This is a genomic window from Salmonella sp. 32031103-2018-00083-FB-01-SM-01, from assembly GCF_017571995.1.
Taxonomy (GTDB): domain Bacteria; phylum Pseudomonadota; class Gammaproteobacteria; order Enterobacterales; family Enterobacteriaceae; genus Salmonella; species Salmonella enterica.
The window spans coordinates 289,207-310,489 of record NZ_JAGEQL010000002.1 but is presented as its reverse complement, the minus strand read 5'-3'; the positions used below and the strand labels follow the sequence as shown (position 1 = coordinate 310,489).

The window sequence follows — 21,283 nt, the reverse complement described above, 5'->3', positions numbered from 1 at the left end:
TGTTGCCAGAAGCGATGGTTACAAGGTAGCCTCATGCGTTATTTTCCGCGGGGCGGTTACCGGCCTGAACGATTTACAGGAGCTTTAATGCCTAACATTACCTGGTGCGATCTGCCTGAAGATGTCTCTTTATGGCCTGGTTTGCCTCTTTCTTTAAGCGGCGACGAGGTGATGCCTCTGGATTACCATGCAGGCCGCAGCGGTTGGCTGCTGTATGGGCGCGGGCTGGATAAGCAGCGTTTAACTCAATATCAGACCAAACTGGGCGCCGCAATGGTGATTGTCGCCGCCTGGTGCGTGGAGGATTATCAGGTCATTCGTCTGGCGGGGTCGCTGACGCCGCGTGCGACGCGGCTGGCGCATGAGGCGCAGCTGGATGTCGCGCCGCTGGGTAAAATTCCGCATCTGCGCACGCCGGGGCTGCTGGTCATGGATATGGATTCCACGGCGATCCAGATTGAGTGTATCGATGAAATCGCTAAGCTGGCTGGTACCGGTGAGAAGGTGGCTGAAGTGACGGAGCGCGCGATGCGCGGCGAGCTTGATTTTACCGCCAGCCTGCGCAGCCGCGTGGCGACGCTGAAAGGCGCGGATGCCGATATTTTGCGCCAGGTGCGCGGGAATCTGCCGCTAATGCCAGGATTAACGCAGTTGGTGCTAAAACTGGAAGCGCTTGGCTGGAAAATCGCTATCGCCTCCGGCGGCTTCACTTTCTTCGCCGACTATCTGCGTGACCAGCTACGTCTGACGGCGGCGGTCGCCAATGAGCTGGAGATCATGGACGGTAAATTTACCGGTCACGTTATCGGCGATATTGTGGATGCTGAGTATAAAGCCAATACCTTGCTTCGTCTGGCGCAAGAGCATGATATCCCGCTGGCGCAGACGGTGGCGATTGGCGACGGCGCTAACGATCTGCCAATGATCAAAGCGGCAGGGTTAGGTATTGCCTTCCATGCCAAGCCAAAAGTAAACGAAAAGACGGAGATTACGATCCGCCACGCTGACCTGATGGGCGTGTTTTGCATTCTCTCCGGCAGCATGAACCAGAAATGATTAACCTGCCCAATGGCAAGGCGACCGTAGGCCGGATAAGCGTCAGCGCCATCCGGCAACAGCGTTAACGAAAGAGGTAAAACGTGGCAAAAGCTCCAAAACGCGCCTTTGTTTGTAATGAATGTGGTGCCGATTACCCGCGCTGGCAGGGGCAATGCAGCGCCTGCCATGCCTGGAACACCATTACCGAGGTGCGCCTTGCCGCATCGCCGACGGTGGCGCGTAACGAACGTCTGAGCGGATACGCCGGCAGTGCGGGCGTATCAAAAGTGCAGAAACTGTCTGACATCAGTCTTGAGGAACTGCCGCGCTTTTCTACCGGTTTTAAAGAGTTTGACCGCGTGCTGGGCGGCGGGGTGGTACCCGGCAGCGCCATTTTGATTGGCGGTAACCCCGGCGCGGGCAAATCAACGTTGCTGCTGCAAACGCTGTGCAAGCTTGCCGAGCAGATGAAAACGCTGTACGTCACCGGCGAAGAGTCGCTACAGCAGGTGGCGATGCGCGCGCATCGGCTTGGCCTGCCGACGGCGAATCTGAATATGCTGTCGGAAACCAGCATCGAACAAATTTGCCTGATTGCCGAAGAAGAACAGCCGAAACTGATGGTGATCGACTCCATACAGGTGATGCATATGGCGGACATCCAGTCGTCGCCGGGCAGTGTCGCTCAGGTCCGCGAAACGGCAGCCTACCTGACGCGCTTCGCCAAAACGCGCGGCGTGGCGATCGTGATGGTCGGCCACGTCACCAAAGACGGGTCGCTGGCGGGGCCGAAAGTGCTGGAACACTGTATCGATTGCTCAGTATTGCTCGACGGCGACGCCGATTCTCGTTTCCGCACGCTGCGCAGCCACAAAAACCGCTTTGGCGCAGTCAATGAGCTGGGCGTCTTCGCCATGACCGAACAGGGGTTGCGCGAAGTGAGCAATCCGTCCGCCATCTTTTTAAGCCGTGGCGATGAGGTCACTTCCGGCAGTTCAGTGATGGTCGTCTGGGAAGGTACGCGACCGTTGCTGGTGGAGATTCAGGCGCTGGTCGATCACTCGATGATGGCGAACCCCAGGCGCGTGGCGGTCGGTCTGGAACAAAACCGTCTGGCAATCCTGCTGGCGGTGCTGCACCGACACGGCGGTCTGCAAATGTCGGATCAGGACGTCTTCGTCAACGTGGTCGGCGGCGTGAAAGTCACCGAAACCAGCGCGGATCTGGCTTTACTGCTGGCGATGGTCTCCAGCCTGCGTGATAGGCCGTTGCCGCAGGATCTGGTGGTGTTTGGCGAAGTGGGGCTGGCAGGCGAGATTCGTCCGGTGCCGAGCGGGCAGGAGCGTATTTCCGAGGCGGCGAAACACGGTTTTCGTCGGGCGATTGTGCCTGCCGCCAACGTACCGAAAAAGCCGCCGGAAGGAATGCAGGTGTTCGGTGTTAAAAAGCTCGCAGATGCGTTAAGCGTGTTTGACGACTTATAATTCGCTGTATGCAGCGATGTTGTATAATTTGCCGGATGGCGATGCAATGCGTCTTATCCGGCCTACGGATTGATACGGATTGATGTTGTAGGCCTGATAAGCGAAGCGCCATCAGGCAGTGTTATGCGATTTTTCCAGCAGGAGGCTCTTGTGTCATCGTTCGACTATCTCAAAACCGCGATTAAGCAGCAAGGTTGCACTCTGCAACAGGTGGCTGACGCCAGCGGTATGACCAAGGGGTATCTGAGTCAGTTACTTAACGCCAAAATCAAAAGCCCCAGCGCGCAAAAACTGGAGGCGCTACACCGTTTTCTCGGGCTGGAGTTTCCCCGCCGACAGAAAAACATTGGCGTGGTGTTCGGTAAATTTTATCCATTGCATACCGGACACATCTACTTGATCCAGCGGGCCTGTAGCCAGGTGGATGAGCTGCACATCATTATGGGATATGACGATACGCGCGACCGCGGGCTGTTTGAGGATAGCGCCATGTCGCAGCAGCCCACCGTGTCGGATCGCCTGCGCTGGTTATTGCAAACCTTCAAATACCAAAAAAATATTCGCATCCACGCCTTTAATGAAGAGGGGATGGAGCCTTATCCGCATGGCTGGGACGTCTGGAGCAACGGCATTAAAGCGTTTATGGCAGAGAAGGGAATACAGCCGAGCTGGATCTACACTTCCGAAGAGGCTGATGCGCCGCAGTATCTTGAGCATTTAGGGATTGAGACGGTGCTGGTCGATCCTGAACGCACGTTTATGAATATCAGCGGGGCGCAAATCCGCGAAAATCCGTTTCGTTACTGGGAATATATTCCTACCGAAGTGAAGCCGTTTTTCGTGCGTACCGTCGCTATACTGGGCGGGGAATCAAGCGGCAAGTCTACGCTGGTCAATAAGCTCGCCAATATTTTTAATACCACCAGCGCCTGGGAATATGGCCGCGACTATGTCTTTTCGCATCTGGGCGGCGATGAGATGGCGTTACAGTATTCCGATTACGATAAAATCGCGCTGGGTCATGCACAATATATTGATTTTGCAGTGAAATATGCGAATAAAGTGGCGTTTATCGATACCGATTTCGTCACCACCCAGGCATTTTGCAAAAAATACGAAGGGCGCGAGCATCCCTTTGTCCAGGCGCTGATCGACGAGTATCGCTTCGACCTGGTGATTTTGCTGGAGAATAATACGCCGTGGGTAGCTGACGGACTGCGAAGTCTGGGCAGTTCAGTGGATCGCAAAGCGTTCCAGAACCTGCTGGTCGAGATGCTGAAAGAGAACAACATTGAGTTCGTTCACGTTAAAGAGGCTGATTACGATGGCCGCTTTTTGCGCTGTGTGGAACTGGTGAAAGAGATGATGGGCGAGCAGGGATAAGAACCAATGCCTGATGCGACGCTTACCGCGTCTTATCAGGCCTACAGTTTCACAACGTACTGGAATCGCTGGGTTTGTAGGCCGGGTAAGCGCAAGCGCCACCCGGCATTCAGACATTTATTTGGCAATACGCTTGTACTTGATACGCTTCGGCTCCAGCGCCTCGGCGCCCAGCGTGCGTTTCTTGTACTCTTCGTATTCGGTAAAGTTACCTTCGAAGAATTCCACCTTACCTTCATCCTGATAATCCAGAATGTGGGTGGCGATACGGTCAAGGAACCAACGGTCGTGCGAGATAACCATCGCGCAGCCAGGGAACTCCAGCAGGGCGTTTTCCAGCGCGCGCAGGGTTTCGATATCCAGGTCGTTCGTCGGTTCGTCGAGCAGCAGGACGTTGCCGCCCACCTGCAGCAGCTTCGCCAGGTGCAAACGACCGCGCTCACCGCCGGACAGTTCGCCAACGCGTTTGCCCTGATCGACGCCTTTGAAGTTGAAGCGGCCTACATAGGCGCGGCTTGGCATTTCAGTGTTGCCGATCTTCATGATATCCAGCCCGCCGGACACTTCTTCCCAGACGGTTTTGCTGTTGTCCATCGCGTCGCGGAACTGATCGACCGAGGCCAGCTTGACGGTTTCACCCAGCGTAATGGTGCCGCTATCAGGCTGCTCCTGACCGGACATCATGCGGAACAGGGTCGATTTACCCGCGCCGTTTGGCCCGATGATCCCGACGATAGCGCCTTTCGGCACCGAGAAGCTCAGGTCATCGATCAGTACGCGGTCGCCGTAGGATTTACGCAGGTTGCTGACTTCAATGACTTTGTCGCCCAGACGCGGTCCTGGTGGAATAAACAGTTCGTTGGTTTCGTTACGTTTCTGATACTCAACGCTGTTCAGTTCTTCAAAGCGAGCCAGACGCGCCTTACCTTTCGACTGACGGCCTTTCGCGCCCTGACGCACCCACTCCAGCTCTTTCTCAATGGATTTACGGCGAGCTGCTTCCTGAGACGCTTCCTGCGCCAGACGCTGATCTTTCTGCTCCAGCCAGGAGGAGTAGTTGCCTTCCCACGGAATACCTTCGCCGCGGTCAAGTTCCAGAATCCAACCGGCGACGTTATCGAGGAAGTAACGGTCGTGGGTAATCGCCACGACCGTGCCTTCGAAGTCGTGCAGGAAACGTTCCAGCCATGCAACAGATTCGGCATCCAGGTGGTTGGTGGGTTCGTCGAGCAGCAGCATATCCGGCTTTTCCAGCAACAGACGGCACAGCGCCACGCGACGGCGCTCGCCGCCGGACAGTTTTTCGACTTTGGCATCCCAGTCCGGCAGACGCAGGGCGTCAGCTGCGCGCTCAAGCTGCACGTTCAGGTTATGACCGTCGTGCGCCTGGATAATCTCTTCAAGCCGGCCTTGCTCTGCGGCCAGCTTGTCGAAGTCGGCATCCGGATCGGCGTACAGCGCGTACACTTCATCCAGACGTTTGAGGGCGTTAACCACTTCCGAAACGGCCTCTTCAATCGACTCGCGTACCGTGTGTTCCGGGTTTAGCTGAGGTTCCTGCGGCAGGTAGCCAATCTTAATGCCGGGCTGCGGGCGCGCTTCGCCCTCGATATCTTTATCGAGACCCGCCATGATGCGCAGCAGGGTAGACTTACCGGCGCCGTTAAGGCCCAGCACGCCGATTTTGGCGCCAGGGAAGAAGCTCAGCGAGATGTTTTTCAGAATATGACGTTTCGGCGGAACCACTTTGCCGACACGATGCATGGTATAAACGAATTGAGCCACGTTGGACTTCGCCTCTATGTTTATCGTGATGGTGAATAGATGTCAAAGGCGAAGTGTAGCCTTTTTCCCTGCCTAAGCCCAGCCAGCAGATCGCACTCGCAATAAAAGTAAAAAAGTGTCCGTAACGTGGCGCAAATGGCTATGACTGGTTAGCATAAATTCATTACGCGGCATGATGCTGCATTGGATAACAATTGAGGAAGTGCTTGTGGATAGAGCCAAACCATTTGTCTGGCGTCTCGTCGCCGCCAGCGTATGCCTGCTGACCTTTTGTCACCTCGCGCGGGCCGACTCACTGGAAGAGCAGCGTAACCGCTATGCGCAGATTAAGCAGGCCTGGGACAACCGCCAGATGGATGTGGTAGAGCAGATGATGCCGGGTCTGAAAGATTATCCGCTCTACCCGTATCTGGAATACCGTAAGATCACCGACGATTTGATGAACCAACCGGCGATTGCTGTCACGCAGTTTGTGCGCGCCAATCCTACGCTTCCGCCTGCGCGTACGCTGCAATCACGCTTCGTCAATGAGCTGGCGCGTCGTGAAGACTGGCGCGGCTTGCTGGCGTTTAGCCCGGAGAAACCCGGCACCACGGAAGCGCAATGTAACTATTACTACGCGAAATGGAGTACCGGGCAAACGGAAGCGGCCTGGCAGGGCGCGAAAGACCTTTGGCTGACCGGCAAAAGTCAGCCGAATGCCTGCGATAAACTTTTCAGCGTTTGGCGGGCCTCCGGCAAGCAAGACCCGCTGGCGTATCTGGAACGTATTCGGCTGGCGATGAAAGCCGGGAATACGGGGTTGGTTACGGTGCTGGCCGGACAGATGCCGGCGGAATATCAAACGATCGCCTCAGCGATCATTACCCTGGCTAATGACCCTAATAACGTGTTGACCTTCGCACGCACCACCGGCGCCACCGATTTTACCCGCCAGATGGCGGAAGTCGCGTTTGCCAGCGTCGCCCGCCAGGACGCGGAAAATGCGCGTCTGATGATCCCCTCGCTGGTACAGGCGCAGAAACTTAATGAGGAACAAACGCAGGCGCTGCGCGATATCGTTGCCTGGCGACTGATGGGCAACGATGTGACCGATGCGCAGGCGAAATGGCGCGATGACGCGATTATGCGCTCGCAATCGACGTCGCTTATCGAGCGGCGCGTGCGTATGGCGCTGGGGATGGGCGATCGTCGCGGTCTCAATACCTGGCTTGCCCGACTGCCAATGGAGGCGAAAGAGAAAGACGAGTGGCGTTACTGGCAGGCGGATTTATTGCTGGAGCGCGGTCGTGACGCCGAAGCGAAAGAGATCCTTCATGCTTTAATGCAGAAGCGCGGTTTTTATCCGATGGTCGCGGCGCAGCGTTTAGGCGAAGAGTACACGCTTAAAATCGATAAAGCGCCCGCCAACGTAAACAGCGCGTTGACGCAGGGGCCTGAGATGGCGCGTGTACGGGAGCTGATGTACTGGAACCTGGATAACACGGCGCGCAGCGAATGGGCGAATCTGGTAAAAAGCCGTAGTAAATCTGAACAGGCGCAGCTGGCGCGCTATGCGTTTAACCAGCACTGGTGGGATCTGAGCGTACAGGCGACGATCGCCGGAAAACTGTGGGATCATCTGGAGGAGCGTTTCCCGCTGGCGTATAACGATCTTTTTACCCGCTATACCCGCGGAAAAGATATCTCACAAAGCTATGCCATGGCGATTGCCCGCCAGGAGAGCGCCTGGAACCCGAAAGTAAAATCGCCGGTAGGGGCCAGCGGCTTAATGCAGATTATGCCGGGAACGGCCACCCATACGGTGAAAATGTTTTCGATTCCGGACTACCGCGGCCCCGGTCAACTGCTGGAGCCGGAGACCAACATCAACATTGGCACCAGCTATTTGCAGTATGTCTATCAGCAGTTTGGTAATAACCGTATTTTCGCCTCGGCGGCGTATAACGCCGGGCCGGGACGCGTGCGCACCTGGCTTGGCAATAGCGCCGGGCGTATCGATGCCGTAGCGTTTGTCGAAAGCATTCCCTTTTCGGAAACGCGCGGCTACGTGAAAAACGTTCTGGCCTATGACGCTTACTATCGCCACTTTATGGGGCAGAAAGAGGCCTTAATGAGCGACTCTGAGTGGCAGCGGCGGTATTAATGCAGACGGGTTATGTTATCATTTGTACTCGTGTAACAGTACAAACGGCGGTATAACATGACCCAGCATTCCCCTTATTCATCGGCTATCGCCGAACAACGTAATCAGGAGTGGCTTCGTTTTGTGGAGTTACTCCGTCAGGCATATGCAGAGGATCTGCATCTGCCTTTATTACAACTGATGCTTACGCCGGACGAGCGTGAAGCGCTGGGAACGCGCGTGCGCATTATTGAGGAGTTGCTGCGTGGCGAAATGAGCCAGCGCGAGTTGAAAACCGAGCTGGGGGCGGGCATCGCCACCATCACGCGCGGGTCAAACAGCCTGAAATCCGCGCCGGTTGAACTGCGTCATTGGCTTGAGAATGTACTGCTGAAAAACGCCTGATTTGCTCGTAGGCCGGATAAGGCGAAGCGGCCATCCGGCGACATCGCCGCGAAATGCCTGATGGCGCTGTGCTTATCAGGCCTACAACATAGCGCAAATAATTATCGATACACCGCGTTATGAAACGGGCTTAACGCCAGGATCACCGCCTGGTAGTAAACGCTGGAGCGCGTTAATTTTCCGGCGGTAAATACGCCAATGGCGCCCTCTTTGCGACCAATCTCGTCAATACCTGTGTACTGCGACATCACCGGGCCAAGCGCTTCCCCCTGGTGGACTCTGTCGAGAATGACGGCGGGCAGCGGCAGCGTGGCCGATCGCGCTTCACCGCGCTGAACGCCGTTATCAATCACCACCCAACTGAAGGTGGCGTCATCGTCAATTCCGGCTTCAATGGCTACCCAGAAATCAGCTTGTGGATGCAGGCGTCGCGCATTATCCACGCGATTTCGTGCGCCAGCACGCGTTTCCTCGCTTCCGAAGGGCTGCTCCGGTACGCCGCTCTCGACGGCGACGGGCGTAATATGGCACGATCCTTCGCCGAAAATCTCTTCAAATGCCTGTAGAATTGCCTGAATTTTGGCAGGATTGGTGGTCGCAGAGATAACCTGGTGCATAATTAAGCTCAGTTTTAAAAATTTATCGCAGTATAACGGAAAAAAAACATGTTACAGGTATACCTTGTTCGCCACGGTGAAACGCAGTGGAACGCCGAGCGACGTATTCAGGGCCAATCGGACAGTCCCCTGACAGCAAAAGGCGAGCAGCAGGCCATGCAGGTAGGAGAACGCGCCCGCAGCCTCGGCATCACCCATATCATCAGCAGCGATTTAGGCCGCACAAAACGCACGGCGGAGATTATCGCCCAGGCGTGCGGGTGTGATATCACCTTTGACTCCCGCCTGCGCGAGCTGGATATGGGCGTGCTGGAAAAGCGCCAGATCGATTCGCTGACGGAAGAAGAAGAGGGCTGGCGTCGTCAGTTAGTCAACGGCACGCAGGATGGCCGCATTCCCGGTGGGGAATCAATGCAGGAGTTGAGCGATCGCGTTCATGCCGCGCTGGCGTCCTGTCTGGAGCTACCGCAGGGCAGCCGACCTTTATTGGTCAGTCACGGTATCGCGTTGGGCTGTCTGGTCAGTACTATACTGGGACTACCCGCCTGGGCGGAACGCCGGTTACGTTTGCGCAACTGCTCTATTTCCCGCATCGATTACCAGGAAAGTCAGTGGCTGGCGTCTGGGTGGGTGGTAGAAACCGCAGGGGACGTTTCGCATCTGGACGCCCCTGCATTGGATGAGCTACAGCGTTAACGACGAATCGGGATCAGAAATTCGCAGCGCAGGTTGATAGGGCGATCGCCGGTTTTGGTATCTTCTGACGGGTAGTATCGCTCTATATCCTGTCCTTTACGACGGGTCAGATTCAGCATTGGCATACAGGTGCCGTAAACGGTCAGGATAAAATCCTGCACGCCGGTTCCTAACCCTTCATAGGTGAACATGACGTATTCACCGCCCTGCAACAGCACGGGATGCGCCGACTGAACATAGCCATCGGCCTGCTCTTGCGGCAGTGCGGTGGTATAGAATACTTCCTGCTCATCGTCTTTCTCCATGCTGGGGCGCGTTTCATTAAGCCCATAAAGCACTGGCGGAATAGTTGGCGAATGACCGAGGAAATCATGCCAGAATTGCACGCGCATTTCGTGGCGGAAGTCGGAAATCTGTTCCAGCGAGCAGGAATAGCTCTGCGTGACGCCAAGGAGCGGCGTATCTTCCAGCGTAACGAACTGATGTTCCGGCACGGTAAACTCGCCCAGCCGTAATGGCGGGCGAATGCCAAAGGCGCTCCATTCCGAGGAGCGACGATACAGCGCTGGCGTCTGGGAAAACTGTTTCTTAAAGGCGCGCGTAAAGGTTTGCTGAGAATCGAAGCGGTACTGAAGAGCAATATCCAGAATTGGACGCGCGGTCAAACGCAGCGCCACTGCTGATTTCGATAAACGACGGGCGCGGATGTAAGCGCCAATGGCGTGGCCCGTCACGTCCTTAAACATTCTCTGCAGGTGCCACTTGGAATAGCCTGCTTTTGCCGCCACATTGTCAAGTGACAGCGGCTGATCCAGATGACCTTCCAGCCAGATTAACAGGTCGCGAATTATGCCAGCCTGATCCATAAAATATCCCCATCCTTTCAACAACGAGCACCCGATATCAGGTAAGAGGATAATAGCATTTTTTGTTCTTTTAGCATTCAGTGTTTTTTTTGAGCTTAAATGCTTTTTTTAGGCAACGTGACACGTAATTATTCTAATCCTGTGATCTATAACCATTTTATTTTAGAATGTCTAATAATTACGCAATGTAACTTTTATGAATGGTAACAATATGAAATACAAGAGCTTAGTACTTTTCTCAATTTTGTTGCTGCTGGGGCAGAGCGCCCGCGCGGAACAAATTGGTTCAGTCGATACGGTATTTAAAATGTTCGGTCCTGACCATAAAATCGTGGTAGAAGCTTTTGACGATCCTGATGTCAAAAACGTGACGTGCTATGTTAGCCGGGCGAAAACGGGTGGCATAAAAGGCGGATTGGGGCTGGCGGAAGATACGTCTGACGCCGCCATCTCTTGCCAGCAGGTCGGGCCTATTGAACTGAGCGACAAAATTAAGAGCGGCAAGGCGCAGGGAGAGGTGGTTTTCAAAAAACGCACCTCATTGATATTTAAGTCATTGCAGGTCGTGCGTTTCTATGATGAGAAACGCAACACGCTGGCGTATCTGGCCTACTCCGACAAAGTAGTCGACGGGTCGCCGAAGAACGCCATCAGCGCGGTGCCGGTCATGCCGTGGCGACAATAACAGGGAAAGAGTATGCAGCAACCGCAGGTCTGGTTAGTCGAGGATGAACAGGGAATCGCCGATACGCTCATCTACACCCTGCAACTGGAAGGGTTTACCGTTGAGCTATTCGCTCGCGGGCTGCCCGCGCTGGAAAAATCGCGTCAGCAACGGCCAGATGCGGTGATTCTCGATGTGGGACTACCGGATATCAGCGGCTTTGAGCTGTGTCGGCAGTTGCTGGAACGCCATCCTGCGCTGCCGATTCTTTTCCTGACTGCCCGTAGCGATGAAGTGGATCGATTGCTTGGTCTGGAGATCGGCGCAGATGATTATGTCGCCAAGCCGTTCTCGCCGCGCGAAGTGAGCGCCCGCGTGCGCACGCTGCTGCGCCGGGTGAAAAAGTTTGCTGCGCCGTCGCCGGTGGTGCGTACCGGACATTTTGAACTCAATGAACCGGCGGCGCAGATCGCCTGGTTTGGTACGCCGCTCTCGCTGACGCGTTATGAGTTTCTGCTCCTTAAAACCCTGCTGCTGTCGCCGGAGCGCGTGTACTCGCGCCAGCAATTGATGGATATTGTCTGGTCTGATGCCCAGGAGACCTTCGATCGGACGGTCGATACACACATCAAAACCCTGCGCGCTAAGCTACGCGCGATCAACCCGGATCTCTCGCCAATTAACACGCATCGTGGAATGGGATACAGCCTGAGGAGCGTCTGATGCGCATCGGAATGCGTTTGCTACTGGGCTACTTTCTTATTGTCGCCGTCGCCGCCGTGTTTGTGCTGTCTATCTTTGTTCAGGAGATAAAGCCGGGTGTCCGCCGCGCGACGGAAGGGACGCTGATTGACACCGCGACGCTGCTGGCGGCGCTGGCCCGCGACGATCTCCTTTCCGGCAACCCGACTAACGGCCAGTTGGCGAAGGCATTCGCCCAACTGCAACATCGCCCGTTTCGCGCCAATATCAGCGGGATCGTCAAAGTGCGCAATGAATACCATGTCTACATGACGGATGCGCAGGGTAAGGTGTTGTTTGATTCGGAAAACAGAGCGGTGGGGCAGGATTATTCTCGTTGGAATGACGTCTGGCTTACGCTGCACGGACAGTATGGCGCCCGCAGCACGGCAAAAGATGCTGCCGATCCCAATAGCACCGTGATGTACGTAGCCGCGCCGATAATCAGCGATGGACGGATTATCGGCGTCCTGACTGTCGGTAAACCGAATGCGGCAATGGCGCCGGTGATTAAGCGCAGCGAACGGCGCATTCTGTGGGCCAGCGCCGTTTTACTGGGAATTGCGCTGGCGATTGGCGCGGGGATGGTCTGGTGGATTAACCGCTCCATCGCCCGGTTGACGCGCTATGCGGATTCTGTCACCGAAAACCGCCCGCTTGCGTTACCTGCATTAGGCAGCAGCGAGCTGCGTAAACTGGCGCAGGCGCTGGAGAGTATGCGCATTAAGCTGGAAGGCAAGAATGACATTGAGCAGTACGTGTATGCGTTGACTCATGAGCTGAAAAGTCCACTGGCGGCGATACGCGGCGCGGCGGAGATTCTGCGTGAAGGACCGCCCGCGGATGTGGTTACCCGCTTTACAGAGAATATACTGGCGCAAAATACGCGAATGCAGGCGCTGGTAGAAACCCTGCTGCGCCAGGCGCGGCTGGAAAACCGACAGGATATCCCTCTCGCGCCGGTTGCTGTTGATGAACTATTTACGCAGCTTAGCGAGGCGCGCAGTATTCAGTTGGCGGCAAAAAAGATCACGCTTACTCTACGGCCTTCCTCGCTGGTTGTCGTCGCCGACGCGGAGCTTCTGGCGCAGGCGCTGGGCAATGTGTTGGACAATGCCATCGACTTTACGCCTGAAAATGGCGTTATCACATTAAGCGCTCAGCCGATGGGAGAGAAAGCGATCCTGCAGGTGACGGATTCCGGCTGTGGTATTCCTGATTTTGCGCTGCCGCGCATTTTCGACCGATTCTATTCGTTGCCCCGCGAAAACGGGCGTAAAAGCAGCGGGCTTGGACTGGCGTTTGTCAGCGAGGCGGCGCGGCTGCTCAACGGTGAGGTGACGTTGTGCAACCGTCCCGAAGGCGGCGTGCTGGCCTCGTTGACACTTCACCGTCACTTCACATAACTTCAAATTCTCCCCACATCGCGTTCTTACACTGCTGGCATTGCAAAGGAGAACGCTATGTTGAAATCCCCCCTGTTGTGGAAAATGATTACGTTAGGCGGCGCCATGATCCTGCTGTTAATTCCCCTGATGATGGTACGGCACACCATCGTGGAACGTGCTGATTATCGAAGCCATGTAGAAGCCGCTATTCGTCAGAGTACCAGCGGCCCACAAAAGGTTGTCGGCCCGCTGGTGGCGGTTCCGGTGACAGAGCTCTATACCGTGCTGGAAGAAGAGAAAGAGGTCCAGTATAAGCGCAGCTATCTCTATTTTTGGCTGCCGGAGTCGCTATTGGTTGAAGGCAATCAAAACGTTGAAGCGCGAAAAATAGGTATTTATCAGGGGCAGGTGTGGCATACCGATATGGCGATAAAGGCGGAGTTTGATGTGGCCCGTCTGCATGAGCTGAACAGACCGAACATTACCCTTGGAAAGCCCTTTATCGTCGTGGGCGTCGGCGATGCGCGCGGTATCAGCGCAGTAAAAGCGACGCAGGTGAATGGTGAAACGCTCACTGTAGAACCGGGGACCGGCTTACCGGAAAGTAGAGAGGGCATTCATATCCCGCTGCCGGACAGTCAGTGGGCGACGCGCAACCTGACGTTGGCGATGTCGCTAAATTTAAGCGGAACCGGCAGCTTTTCACTGGTTCCCGTCGGGCGTAGCAGTGAAATGACCCTGACCAGCAACTGGCCGCACCCAAATTTTGTGGGGGATTTTCTTCCCGGTAAACGCGAAATCAGCGGTTCAGGATTTCAGGCCCAGTGGCAAACCAGCCGGTTTGCCACGAATCTCGGCGAACAGTTTGCTGATGCGCAAAAGGTGGATTGGGACAACTTACCGGCGTTTAGCGTCGCTGTATCGACGCCAGCCGATCAGTATCAACTGACGGACAGAGCGACGAAATATGCCATTTTGTTGATTATGCTAACGTTTATGGCTTTCTTTGTCTTCGAAACCCTGACAGGGCAGCGGTTACACCCGATGCAGTATCTGCTGGTGGGGTTATCGCTGGTGATGTTCTACCTGCTGTTGCTGGCACTGTCGGAACATATCGGTTTCACGCCAGCCTGGATCGCCGCAAGCCTGGTGGGTGCGTTGATGAATAGCGTTTATTTGCAGGCGGTGCTGAAAGGATGGCGCAATAGCGTACTGTTTACGCTAGCGTTATTGGCGCTGGATGGCGTGATGTGGGGATTGCTGCGTTCGGAAGATAGCTCGTTGCTTCTGGGTACCGGCGTTCTGCTACTGGCGCTTGGCGGCGTGATGTTCCTGACGCGCCATCTGGACTGGTATTCGCTCTCTTGTCAGCAACGTAAGTCATTACCGCCAGTAAAAGATGACGAATTACGTTTGTGGAAATAAATCTAACGGGCGCGCGCGTTAACGTTTTCCCGCGCAGCGCCAGAAAATGTGATGCCGTTAGTTATAGGTCAGGTTTAATGTTGCCGTGGCATTCGCTTGCCCGGCCGTTACCGTGGCGGCGGTTTTATAGTAGCGCGCGCTAATTTTCAGGGTGGTGGACATATTCATGGTTCCGCCGTTAACCGTCTGGCTGCCATCGGCATTGGTGGTAATAGCGTGAGTAAAGAGATCAATTTTTTGATTGATTGGCAAACTGTCGGTAAAGAAACCGGCGTCCGGCGCCTGAATACCCAACTGTACGCCAACGCCGGTTGCGCTGGTTGGCGCGCTTGCATTGCTCAACTGGATGACTGAATTATCAGGATTGTTTCCGCTGGCCGGTTGGGCGCTTAACGATGCGGAAATAGCGGTGCCTTGTTCGCAGGTCAATAAGATATCCTGCTCGCCTGTGCCCGCGGTTTGACTGTTAGCGAAACTGCCTAAATTGACGCTGCCTAAATCCACGGTGATGGCAGGTGTTTCTACCCGACATCCCATCGCTTTCATAATCAATTGCGTATTCCCCAAATACAGATGGGTCAGGATATCGCCGCCGGAGTCTTCTGTTGCGCTATCGCGAAAAGATACGCGCGCCAGTGGACTTTGGAATGTCGCGGTACCGGAGGTGATCGGACCGCCTAAGGCGACCAGTTCAACATTGTAGGCGGGAGCCATCGCATGGTGTGTTTTATTGCCATCGCCATTATGGTAGGTATTATCGATTGGCATGACATTATCGTAAGGGCCAGCATTCGTTTGGGTTTTAATCGCAATGCCCACGCCGGAAATCCCGGTGCTAAATACCGGCGTGTTGTTCCCGTCATTCGCATTGATTGTCGCCGATGTATTTGACTGCGCGCTACCGGGTTCATATAAAAAACCGACCTTATAATCGCGACTACAGCCATCCATTGTGACTTCGGAGGTGGAAACCCAGCCCGATTGCCACAACACTTCGCCTGCGGTATAGGCGTGGCTATCCACCACAAGCTGCGACGGCGGGGTGATAGTGATCGCGCCTTCATTACCGGAACGTTTACAGGAGGCGTAACCATGACTGGAATACGCGAACAGCAGAATAAGCGCCAGATATAACCTTCTCATGAAAAATTCCTGCTTTTATACCAGGTGAAATAGAAAGATGTTATTGCCATGCGATAGTGATCGTCACAACGGACGTGAAATCCCCTGCCGTGACTTTTCCATACGGGGTATACATCCTTGCGGCGACAGGCAAATTGGCTTCATGGGTATTACTGTTGATATCCACCGTGTAAGTGACGTTGTTGGCCAGATTGACCAGACTTTTGCCGTCCAGGTTAAAAAGCTGTAATCCTAAATCCTGCGCCGGATTGGCCGCGCTGTTTGCATAAATTGCAGAAGCATAATTTGGATCGGGATAAGGTACGCCGTTAAATGAAATCGCGGCTTTTGTGGTCGTTGCCGGGCAATTCGTCATTTTTATGGTGAAAGGAATGGTGGCGGTATTGCCACCGGCCACAGCGATATCCGCCCGGGCATATTGCCCAAGAGAGATCGTGTCGGGGACCGTCACGGTACACGGATCGGCATAAATTAATCCCGTAACGTTAATGTCTACGGCATCTGCGGTATTGTATGCCGCGCTGATCGAGGGCGACCATAATGCCAGACCCGTGAACGTTAACAGGGCGGTTAATGCAGCAAATCTGTTCATATTCATCTTTTATCCCACCAGAATCACTGGCATTGCTCGTGTAAGATTTCTACGCCAGAAGCGGAGGGGGAGCTCGGTATACGATAAGAGACCTGACACTGGTCTGCTGCTGTTGGCCCCCACTTCACTAATAACCGCCCTTGTTTTTCCAGTCCGGTTAACCAGGCCTGCCCCGCATCACCAACAAAACTGCTGTGATTGTCTGGTTTTGTTAAAGACGAGACGGTCGCGCCAAAAGGAACAGGCAGATTGTTTATGCGGGTTAATACCATCAATGCCTTGTAACCAATATTGGTTTTATATTCAGCCCTGACCACCGCGCCACGGGTAGGCACCAGCGTTTTACTGGTATCAATGAGCTCAATATTTTTTCTAATGCCCGTCGTATCTAAAGACACTTCATTACGATGGTAAGGCGAAGCATAAGGTACGACGGCATAGCCCCGAAAATCGGTGTCCACGCCCGTTTCGTTATTCACGGGGACACCCGCTGCGCCAGGGGCTTTAACCAATATGATGGTGTCGTCCATTGGCTGGGATAGTGTCAGGCCATTTCGATGTAACAGTACGCCGCCCTGAACGCCATAATTCAGGCGACGCATATGATTATCGTAGCTATATCCGCCGTTAATATCCGCATACGTCCCGTTATAGGTTGCGCTCACATTACCGCTGGTGGCTTTCTCTTGAGAGGAATAACCTTCCTGAACGCTCCATGAGAGATTTTTCTGTGCCAGCGCTGTTCCGTTTAAACCGACAGTATGCGTGGTATCGCCGTCTTTCGCGGAGTTCATATTGTAGGTGGCATACGTTGACGGCATAAAAGCATCTAACGGAATACTAATATTGATTGAAATTTGCTGGTCATTACTGTCTTCCGTATCGTCGTCTTCATCCTGAGAATTATCGGCGTTCAGCGTATAAGAATAGTTAATGCCATAGCTTACGTTATGCCATGTGTTGTTATAGCCAATACCTAATGATGTGGTATGAGTGTCATTCCAGTAATCTTCATTATATAAAGTGAGTGAAATGGAACCGTAGATAATGTCTTGCGACAACGACAGGTCGGTGCGATTACGTACATGATCATAGTGACTATTATCGCTATAGGTATCCAGCACATCCTCAAGAGCGTAGTAATCTTTGGTCGAATAACGGTAACCGGCGACAGTGAAATTGGTGCCTGTTGACTGAATATCTTTGCTGTAACGAATACGCCAGGATTGTCCGGTAAGCGTATCGCTAACCACATCGCCTGCTTTAATTTTTGACCATGAGTTGGTGACGTCTAGAGACAATGCGCCCAGAGCGCCAAGGTTTAAGCCTGTCCCGATGAGCGCCGCATGATAAATATCATTGCTCAGCGTACTCTCTATTCCGCCATAGGCGGTTATGCCGCCTGCTAATCCGTATAAGGCCGTCAGTTCTGCGAAATTCTGTTGCGCGGAATGCGAATCTGATGAACGCGTGCGGCCTACCGTCAGGTCGTATTTCAGGTGGCCTTCACGCTGTAATACCGGAACGCTGGCGTAGGGCACAATGAAATGCTGTTCAGAACCATCGGATTCTTTGATGGTGACGTACAGGTCGCCCGAACCGCCGGTTGGATAAAGATCGTTGATGGCGAATGGACCCGCCGGAACGTTAGTTTTGTAGATGGTATAACCGTTTTGTTCAACGGTTACCTGCGCGCTGCTTTTGGCCACCCCGCGAATGACCGGGGCGAACCCTTTCATACTGTCCGGCAACATATCGTCATCAGAAGAGATCTGTACGCCCTTAAATGAAATACTGTCAAAGACGTCCGCGGGCGTGTTATTTTCCCCGGCGATCAGCTGTCCTTTTAAAAATTCGATATCGCGAGAAACATAGGTGTAGGCAGAATCCCAGCTATTTTGCCCATCGCTATCATGATTCCAGGTTGAGTAGTTACGAAAACGCCATGCGCCAATGTTAATACCTGGGCGCAGGTTAGCGTATTCGCTATTTTCCGTCCGGTTTTCATCAATATCGTGATCCTGCGATCCGGTAAAACTGTAATTCAGCAAAAAAGCATTAATGCCTTCATCCCATTCGCTGGTAGGGACGAATTCTCGCGGGTCGGCGATCAACGCGATTTGAGGGATCGCTAAATCCAGCCGGTTACCGATGACATTAAACTTTGCTACAGCACCAGCCAGCAGACTAAGATCGGTACACCCGTTTGGGTCATTTTGAAGCTCGGGGAAGTTTTCTGTTTTTACGCCCCACTGCTTGAGTTGTGCAACGCTAAGACACGGCTGTAGGGAGAGCTTATTATCTGCTGATTTTTTATTTTTAAAGGCAATATTTTTTGTTTCAACACTGGCGTTATTAATATAAATATCAACATTATAGGTGCCTTCTGCCTGCCCCCCCTTTTCGAAAACCGATAGATCGACATTCTCCACGCCCGGTTCATCATTTTCCAACGATAATGGATTAAAATGATCATGCGCTAACGCTGGTTTTATGGAACAGCATATAAAGAGAAACGATAACGCTAATTGAGAACGGGGCTCTACTCTGGAGAATTGCACAGTAAAAGTCCTGAAAGGGTAAAAGTAAAGTGAAGTCGTTAATGGCTAGAATGAACCGGAATGCGGCTCTAAACTCATCCCATAATCGCTGATTAATCGCCACGTTACCGTGCCATGAGGGGCGGCAGTAGAACTCAATTTAAATGACGCTGATGATTTTGGCGGAACGAAGGTCGCTGATTTCACTTCATGGCTGTTAAGCGTCACACTGGCAAAGTTCATATAATAGGGAGTAGGGTTATTTACGGTAATAACATCACCTGCCGTCTGCCATTTTAATTGTTGGCTCTGGCTATCAGGCGTCGATTTTGTTAATGCTGGCGGTCGATATATAAGCTTTATTTGGGTATTAATGGAGATTTCCACGCGGTTCGCGGAGGCATTATCATCAATAGAAGGAATACCCTTAATATTGAGCCAGTACATAGATTCCCGATCTGCAGGTAGGGGGGCGCCAGAGCGAATAACCCGAATGCTGTTCTTTTGCCCGGCATCAAGGCGAAAAAGAGGCGGGGTGATAATAAACGCCTGCTTATTTGTGACCTGGGGATCGGCAACCGATAACCATGACTGAACAAGATTCGCTTTGCTGTCTTTATTCTCTACATTGATTGACGACTCATCATTATTGCCGTCGAAAACCAGTCGGGTTCCGCCAACAACAATGCTGGCATGGGCAACATGGCTTGTCAGTAATACGACCAACACGGATTTCTTTATGTGTTTCATTTTTTACTCTGTAAAGATGTTTTACGCTATGGACTGGCATCCTGCCTGTCCATATCAGGATGAGAATGCCTTACTGATACGAAACGGTATACGTAACCTGAGTGCTAACATCTCCACCGGTTACGGTTGCGGAACCATCGTTTGCCATGGCGGCGTAATAGGTAAAGTCTGCTGTCGAGCCGTCGGTTGGCAGGTTTACTGCGGCATCATCCGTGTTATCTGTCACATCGCTATGTGAAGCGTTCTGAATAGAAATACCGACACCCGCGGCGCCCGTTTCCGATCCTTCGTCCGCGTTTTTGAAGTACGTTGGGTTAGAATCATCTGTTGCGCCGTGGAAGCGGAACATGGCCTGGGTTGGTACGCCAGTCCCTGCTTCCGGGCAGCTAACCAGGCTTACGGTAAACGGCACGTAATCGGTTGTGGCGCCTTTTTCCGCGATGCGTTCTTTGCTGTAATTACCTAAATCAATGGTGGTATCCGTGGAGCCATTAACCTGAACCGTACACGCCTGATCGTAAATTTTGCCATTGAACGTAATCGTGTTCTGGGCAAATACCGGTGTGGATGCTACGGCAGTTAACATTGCCAGGATGATAATTTTCTTATTAAACATATTAATTGTTGCCTGATTCTATTCGCTGAAAAATAAAGATAGCTATATAAAATAAAATATTATATTTTACTCTGTATGCGCTTCTTTCTGTTCTGTAGATAAGCAGGCGGCTATTCTACGTATATCAACTATGAACTCAATAAAAATTCTGATGCAATATTGAACGGCAGTCCAGTTTCGGACCCGGTAACAAAGTTTAATAAAATACCACTAAAGAAGTACGGTTGATGACTGGATTTATAGAGCAAGATCTCTTTTTTGATAATAGTTATTATTTCCTGGGGGATTTATTTAACTCTACATGGCTTTATTTTTAAGAATATACGACGCTTGTCCGTTTAAAATGAAACCGGCAGGTTTCGAAGCTCTAACAGTCTTCCATGCAGTATTTTTATATAGTCCCCCGCTTTTAGTTCTGAAAGTACCTGCATGATACGGCTGCGTGAAAGCCCGGTTCTCTGCTGTATGAAGTTCTGTGCGTTGATCTCAAATCGTGAGCTTTCAGGATACGACCACAGTTCAAGTAACAGCGCTTTTATCTGGCTATAGGCGTCCTGCCCGATAAGGTTTCTGTCACGGTTAGTCATGAAAGCAATGCGGTACATCAGGATGTTCGAAATGTCACGCCAGAGATGCTTTTCATCGGCTATTTCCACAAAATCTTTTACTGGGACAGGATAATATTCACAGGTGGTTTCGGCGATAAAAAAGACGTCTGAATTCTCTTCTAACTGGTATAAGTCAGCATAGGCATCTACAAGGCCTAAAATCATTGGTGAGACACCGCAGCCCATTACAATGCTGTCGATACGCCGACATACTTTAATAGCGCCTTTAGTGATTAACAGGATGTGGGATTGATTATCAATCTTGATATCCAGTGTTTTACCGGCCGTAATAGTGACAGGGGAGATGTTTTGAATAACGTGCCGATGAATATTTAAAATGGCTTGCAGGTTTTTTTCTTTCCCTGTGGGACGATACACATTCCCGCCGTTTAACTGCTTCATATCTTCCCCATTATT

19 protein-coding genes are annotated in these 21,283 nt (G+C 52.8%); 10 read left to right on the top strand and 9 right to left on the bottom strand.

Going from position 1 to position 21,283, the window contains the following annotated elements; genetic code table 11:
• Positions 1-87 precede the first annotated feature (87 nt).
• The 3 genes from serB to nadR all read left to right on the top strand — a co-directional run bounded on the left by serB (position 88) and on the right by nadR (position 3,905).
• Positions 88-1,056, top strand: coding sequence for a phosphoserine phosphatase (gene serB, locus J4614_RS07750; protein WP_001132983.1), 969 nt, complete (start codon positions 88-90; stop codon positions 1,054-1,056).
• Between the two features lie 83 nt (positions 1,057-1,139).
• On the top strand, positions 1,140-2,522 hold the full coding sequence (gene radA, locus J4614_RS07745) for a DNA repair protein RadA (RefSeq protein ID WP_001029710.1): 1,383 nt from the start codon (positions 1,140-1,142) through the stop codon (positions 2,520-2,522).
• Between the two features lie 150 nt (positions 2,523-2,672).
• Positions 2,673-3,905 carry a multifunctional transcriptional regulator/nicotinamide-nucleotide adenylyltransferase/ribosylnicotinamide kinase NadR gene (nadR, locus tag J4614_RS07740; protein ID WP_000093829.1) on the top strand — a complete coding sequence of 411 codons (1,233 nt, stop codon included), beginning with the start codon at positions 2,673-2,675 and terminating at the stop codon, positions 3,903-3,905.
• A 117-nt stretch (positions 3,906-4,022) separates the two neighbouring features.
• Here the strand turns inward: nadR and ettA are convergent, their stop codons facing one another.
• Complete coding sequence (ettA, locus tag J4614_RS07735) at positions 4,023-5,690, bottom strand: energy-dependent translational throttle protein EttA (protein ID WP_000046773.1); 1,668 nt, start codon at positions 5,688-5,690, stop codon at positions 4,023-4,025.
• Positions 5,691-5,898: 208 nt separating this feature from the next.
• Between ettA and sltY the strand changes: the two genes are divergently transcribed.
• Positions 5,899-7,836, top strand: a complete 1,938-nt coding sequence (gene sltY / locus J4614_RS07730) for a murein transglycosylase (RefSeq protein WP_000373272.1) — start codon at positions 5,899-5,901, stop codon at positions 7,834-7,836.
• A gap of 57 nt (positions 7,837-7,893) precedes the next feature.
• Positions 7,894-8,220, top strand: a complete 327-nt coding sequence (trpR, locus tag J4614_RS07725) for a trp operon repressor (RefSeq protein WP_000192003.1) — start codon at positions 7,894-7,896, stop codon at positions 8,218-8,220.
• A 101-nt stretch (positions 8,221-8,321) separates the two neighbouring features.
• Here trpR and yjjX read toward each other — a convergent pair whose 3' ends face one another.
• Positions 8,322-8,837 (bottom strand): inosine/xanthosine triphosphatase, encoded by a 516-nt coding sequence (yjjX, locus tag J4614_RS07720; protein ID WP_000554308.1) that lies wholly within the window; start codon positions 8,835-8,837, stop codon positions 8,322-8,324.
• A gap of 48 nt (positions 8,838-8,885) precedes the next feature.
• On the opposite strand from yjjX, the gene gpmB reads away from it, so the two are divergent.
• Complete coding sequence (gpmB, locus tag J4614_RS07715; RefSeq protein WP_000942363.1) at positions 8,886-9,533, top strand: 2,3-diphosphoglycerate-dependent phosphoglycerate mutase GpmB; 648 nt, start codon at positions 8,886-8,888, stop codon at positions 9,531-9,533.
• Here the strand turns inward: gpmB and robA are convergent.
• Entirely contained in the window at positions 9,530-10,399 is an 870-nt protein-coding gene (gene robA, locus J4614_RS07710; RefSeq protein WP_000371685.1) for an MDR efflux pump AcrAB transcriptional activator RobA, read from the bottom strand. The two genes, gpmB and robA, sit on opposite strands and share 4 nt — an antisense overlap.
• A 211-nt stretch (positions 10,400-10,610) precedes the next feature.
• On the opposite strand from robA, the gene creA reads away from it, so the two are divergent.
• The 4 genes from creA to creD are packed head-to-tail and all read left to right on the top strand — an operon-like array spanning position 10,611 to position 14,617.
• A complete protein-coding gene (creA, locus tag J4614_RS07705; RefSeq protein WP_000875812.1) occupies positions 10,611-11,084 on the top strand; it encodes a protein CreA in 474 nt (157 codons plus the stop codon).
• Between the two features lie 12 nt (positions 11,085-11,096).
• A complete protein-coding gene (gene creB, locus J4614_RS07700; RefSeq protein ID WP_023245570.1) occupies positions 11,097-11,786 on the top strand; it encodes a two-component system response regulator CreB in 690 nt (229 codons plus the stop codon).
• Positions 11,786-13,210: a two-component system sensor histidine kinase CreC gene (gene creC, locus J4614_RS07695; RefSeq protein WP_208293124.1), complete on the top strand. Its 1,425-nt coding sequence runs from the start codon at positions 11,786-11,788 to the stop codon at positions 13,208-13,210. The genes creB and creC overlap by 1 nt, the downstream gene beginning before the upstream one ends.
• 57 nt (positions 13,211-13,267) lie before the next feature.
• On the top strand, positions 13,268-14,617 hold the full coding sequence (gene creD, locus J4614_RS07690) for a cell envelope integrity protein CreD (protein WP_208293123.1): 1,350 nt from the start codon (positions 13,268-13,270) through the stop codon (positions 14,615-14,617).
• Between the two features lie 57 nt (positions 14,618-14,674).
• Here the strand turns inward: creD and sthE are convergent, their stop codons facing one another.
• The 6 genes from sthE to J4614_RS07660 form a co-directional block, all read right to left on the bottom strand.
• Positions 14,675-15,760, bottom strand: coding sequence for a fimbrial major subunit SthE (sthE, locus tag J4614_RS07685; protein ID WP_001253772.1), 1,086 nt, complete (start codon positions 15,758-15,760; stop codon positions 14,675-14,677).
• Between the two features lie 40 nt (positions 15,761-15,800).
• Positions 15,801-16,358: a fimbrial protein gene (locus tag J4614_RS07680; RefSeq protein WP_001056991.1), complete on the bottom strand. Its 558-nt coding sequence runs from the start codon at positions 16,356-16,358 to the stop codon at positions 15,801-15,803.
• Between the two features lie 17 nt (positions 16,359-16,375).
• A complete protein-coding gene (locus J4614_RS07675; RefSeq protein WP_023262909.1) occupies positions 16,376-18,913 on the bottom strand; it encodes a fimbrial outer membrane usher protein in 2,538 nt (845 codons plus the stop codon).
• Between the two features lie 45 nt (positions 18,914-18,958).
• The gene (gene sthA / locus J4614_RS07670; RefSeq protein ID WP_000680523.1) at positions 18,959-19,642 is read right to left on the bottom strand and encodes a fimbrial biogenesis chaperone SthA; all 684 of its coding nucleotides are present in this window, start codon (positions 19,640-19,642) and stop codon (positions 18,959-18,961) included.
• A gap of 70 nt (positions 19,643-19,712) precedes the next feature.
• Complete coding sequence (locus J4614_RS07665; protein WP_000482239.1) at positions 19,713-20,258, bottom strand: fimbrial protein; 546 nt, start codon at positions 20,256-20,258, stop codon at positions 19,713-19,715.
• 338 nt (positions 20,259-20,596) lie between these two features.
• Positions 20,597-21,268, bottom strand: coding sequence for a winged helix-turn-helix transcriptional regulator (locus J4614_RS07660; protein WP_000811635.1), 672 nt, complete (start codon positions 21,266-21,268; stop codon positions 20,597-20,599).
• Between the last annotated feature and the right edge of the window lie 15 nt (positions 21,269-21,283).

Excerpts from the sequence above, each read along its gene's own strand:
- robA (WP_000371685.1), bottom strand. The coding sequence starts at position 10,399 with ATGGATCAGGCTGGCATAATTCGCGACCTGTTAATCTGGCTGGAAGGT.
- serB (WP_001132983.1), top strand. The coding sequence starts at position 88 with ATGCCTAACATTACCTGGTGCGATCTGCCTGAAGATGTCTCTTTATGG.
- J4614_RS07680 (WP_001056991.1), bottom strand. The coding sequence starts at position 16,358 with ATGAATATGAACAGATTTGCTGCATTAACCGCCCTGTTAACGTTCACG.
- sthE (WP_001253772.1), bottom strand. The coding sequence starts at position 15,760 with ATGAGAAGGTTATATCTGGCGCTTATTCTGCTGTTCGCGTATTCCAGT.
- creB (WP_023245570.1), top strand. The coding sequence starts at position 11,097 with ATGCAGCAACCGCAGGTCTGGTTAGTCGAGGATGAACAGGGAATCGCC.
- creA (WP_000875812.1), top strand. The coding sequence starts at position 10,611 with ATGAAATACAAGAGCTTAGTACTTTTCTCAATTTTGTTGCTGCTGGGG.
- yjjX (WP_000554308.1), bottom strand. The coding sequence starts at position 8,837 with ATGCACCAGGTTATCTCTGCGACCACCAATCCTGCCAAAATTCAGGCA.
- sthA (WP_000680523.1), bottom strand. The coding sequence starts at position 19,642 with ATGAAACACATAAAGAAATCCGTGTTGGTCGTATTACTGACAAGCCAT.
- trpR (WP_000192003.1), top strand. The coding sequence starts at position 7,894 with ATGACCCAGCATTCCCCTTATTCATCGGCTATCGCCGAACAACGTAAT.
- J4614_RS07660 (WP_000811635.1), bottom strand. The coding sequence starts at position 21,268 with ATGAAGCAGTTAAACGGCGGGAATGTGTATCGTCCCACAGGGAAAGAA.
- gpmB (WP_000942363.1), top strand. The coding sequence starts at position 8,886 with ATGTTACAGGTATACCTTGTTCGCCACGGTGAAACGCAGTGGAACGCC.
- creC (WP_208293124.1), top strand. The coding sequence starts at position 11,786 with ATGCGCATCGGAATGCGTTTGCTACTGGGCTACTTTCTTATTGTCGCC.
- J4614_RS07665 (WP_000482239.1), bottom strand. The coding sequence starts at position 20,258 with ATGTTTAATAAGAAAATTATCATCCTGGCAATGTTAACTGCCGTAGCA.
- creD (WP_208293123.1), top strand. The coding sequence starts at position 13,268 with ATGTTGAAATCCCCCCTGTTGTGGAAAATGATTACGTTAGGCGGCGCC.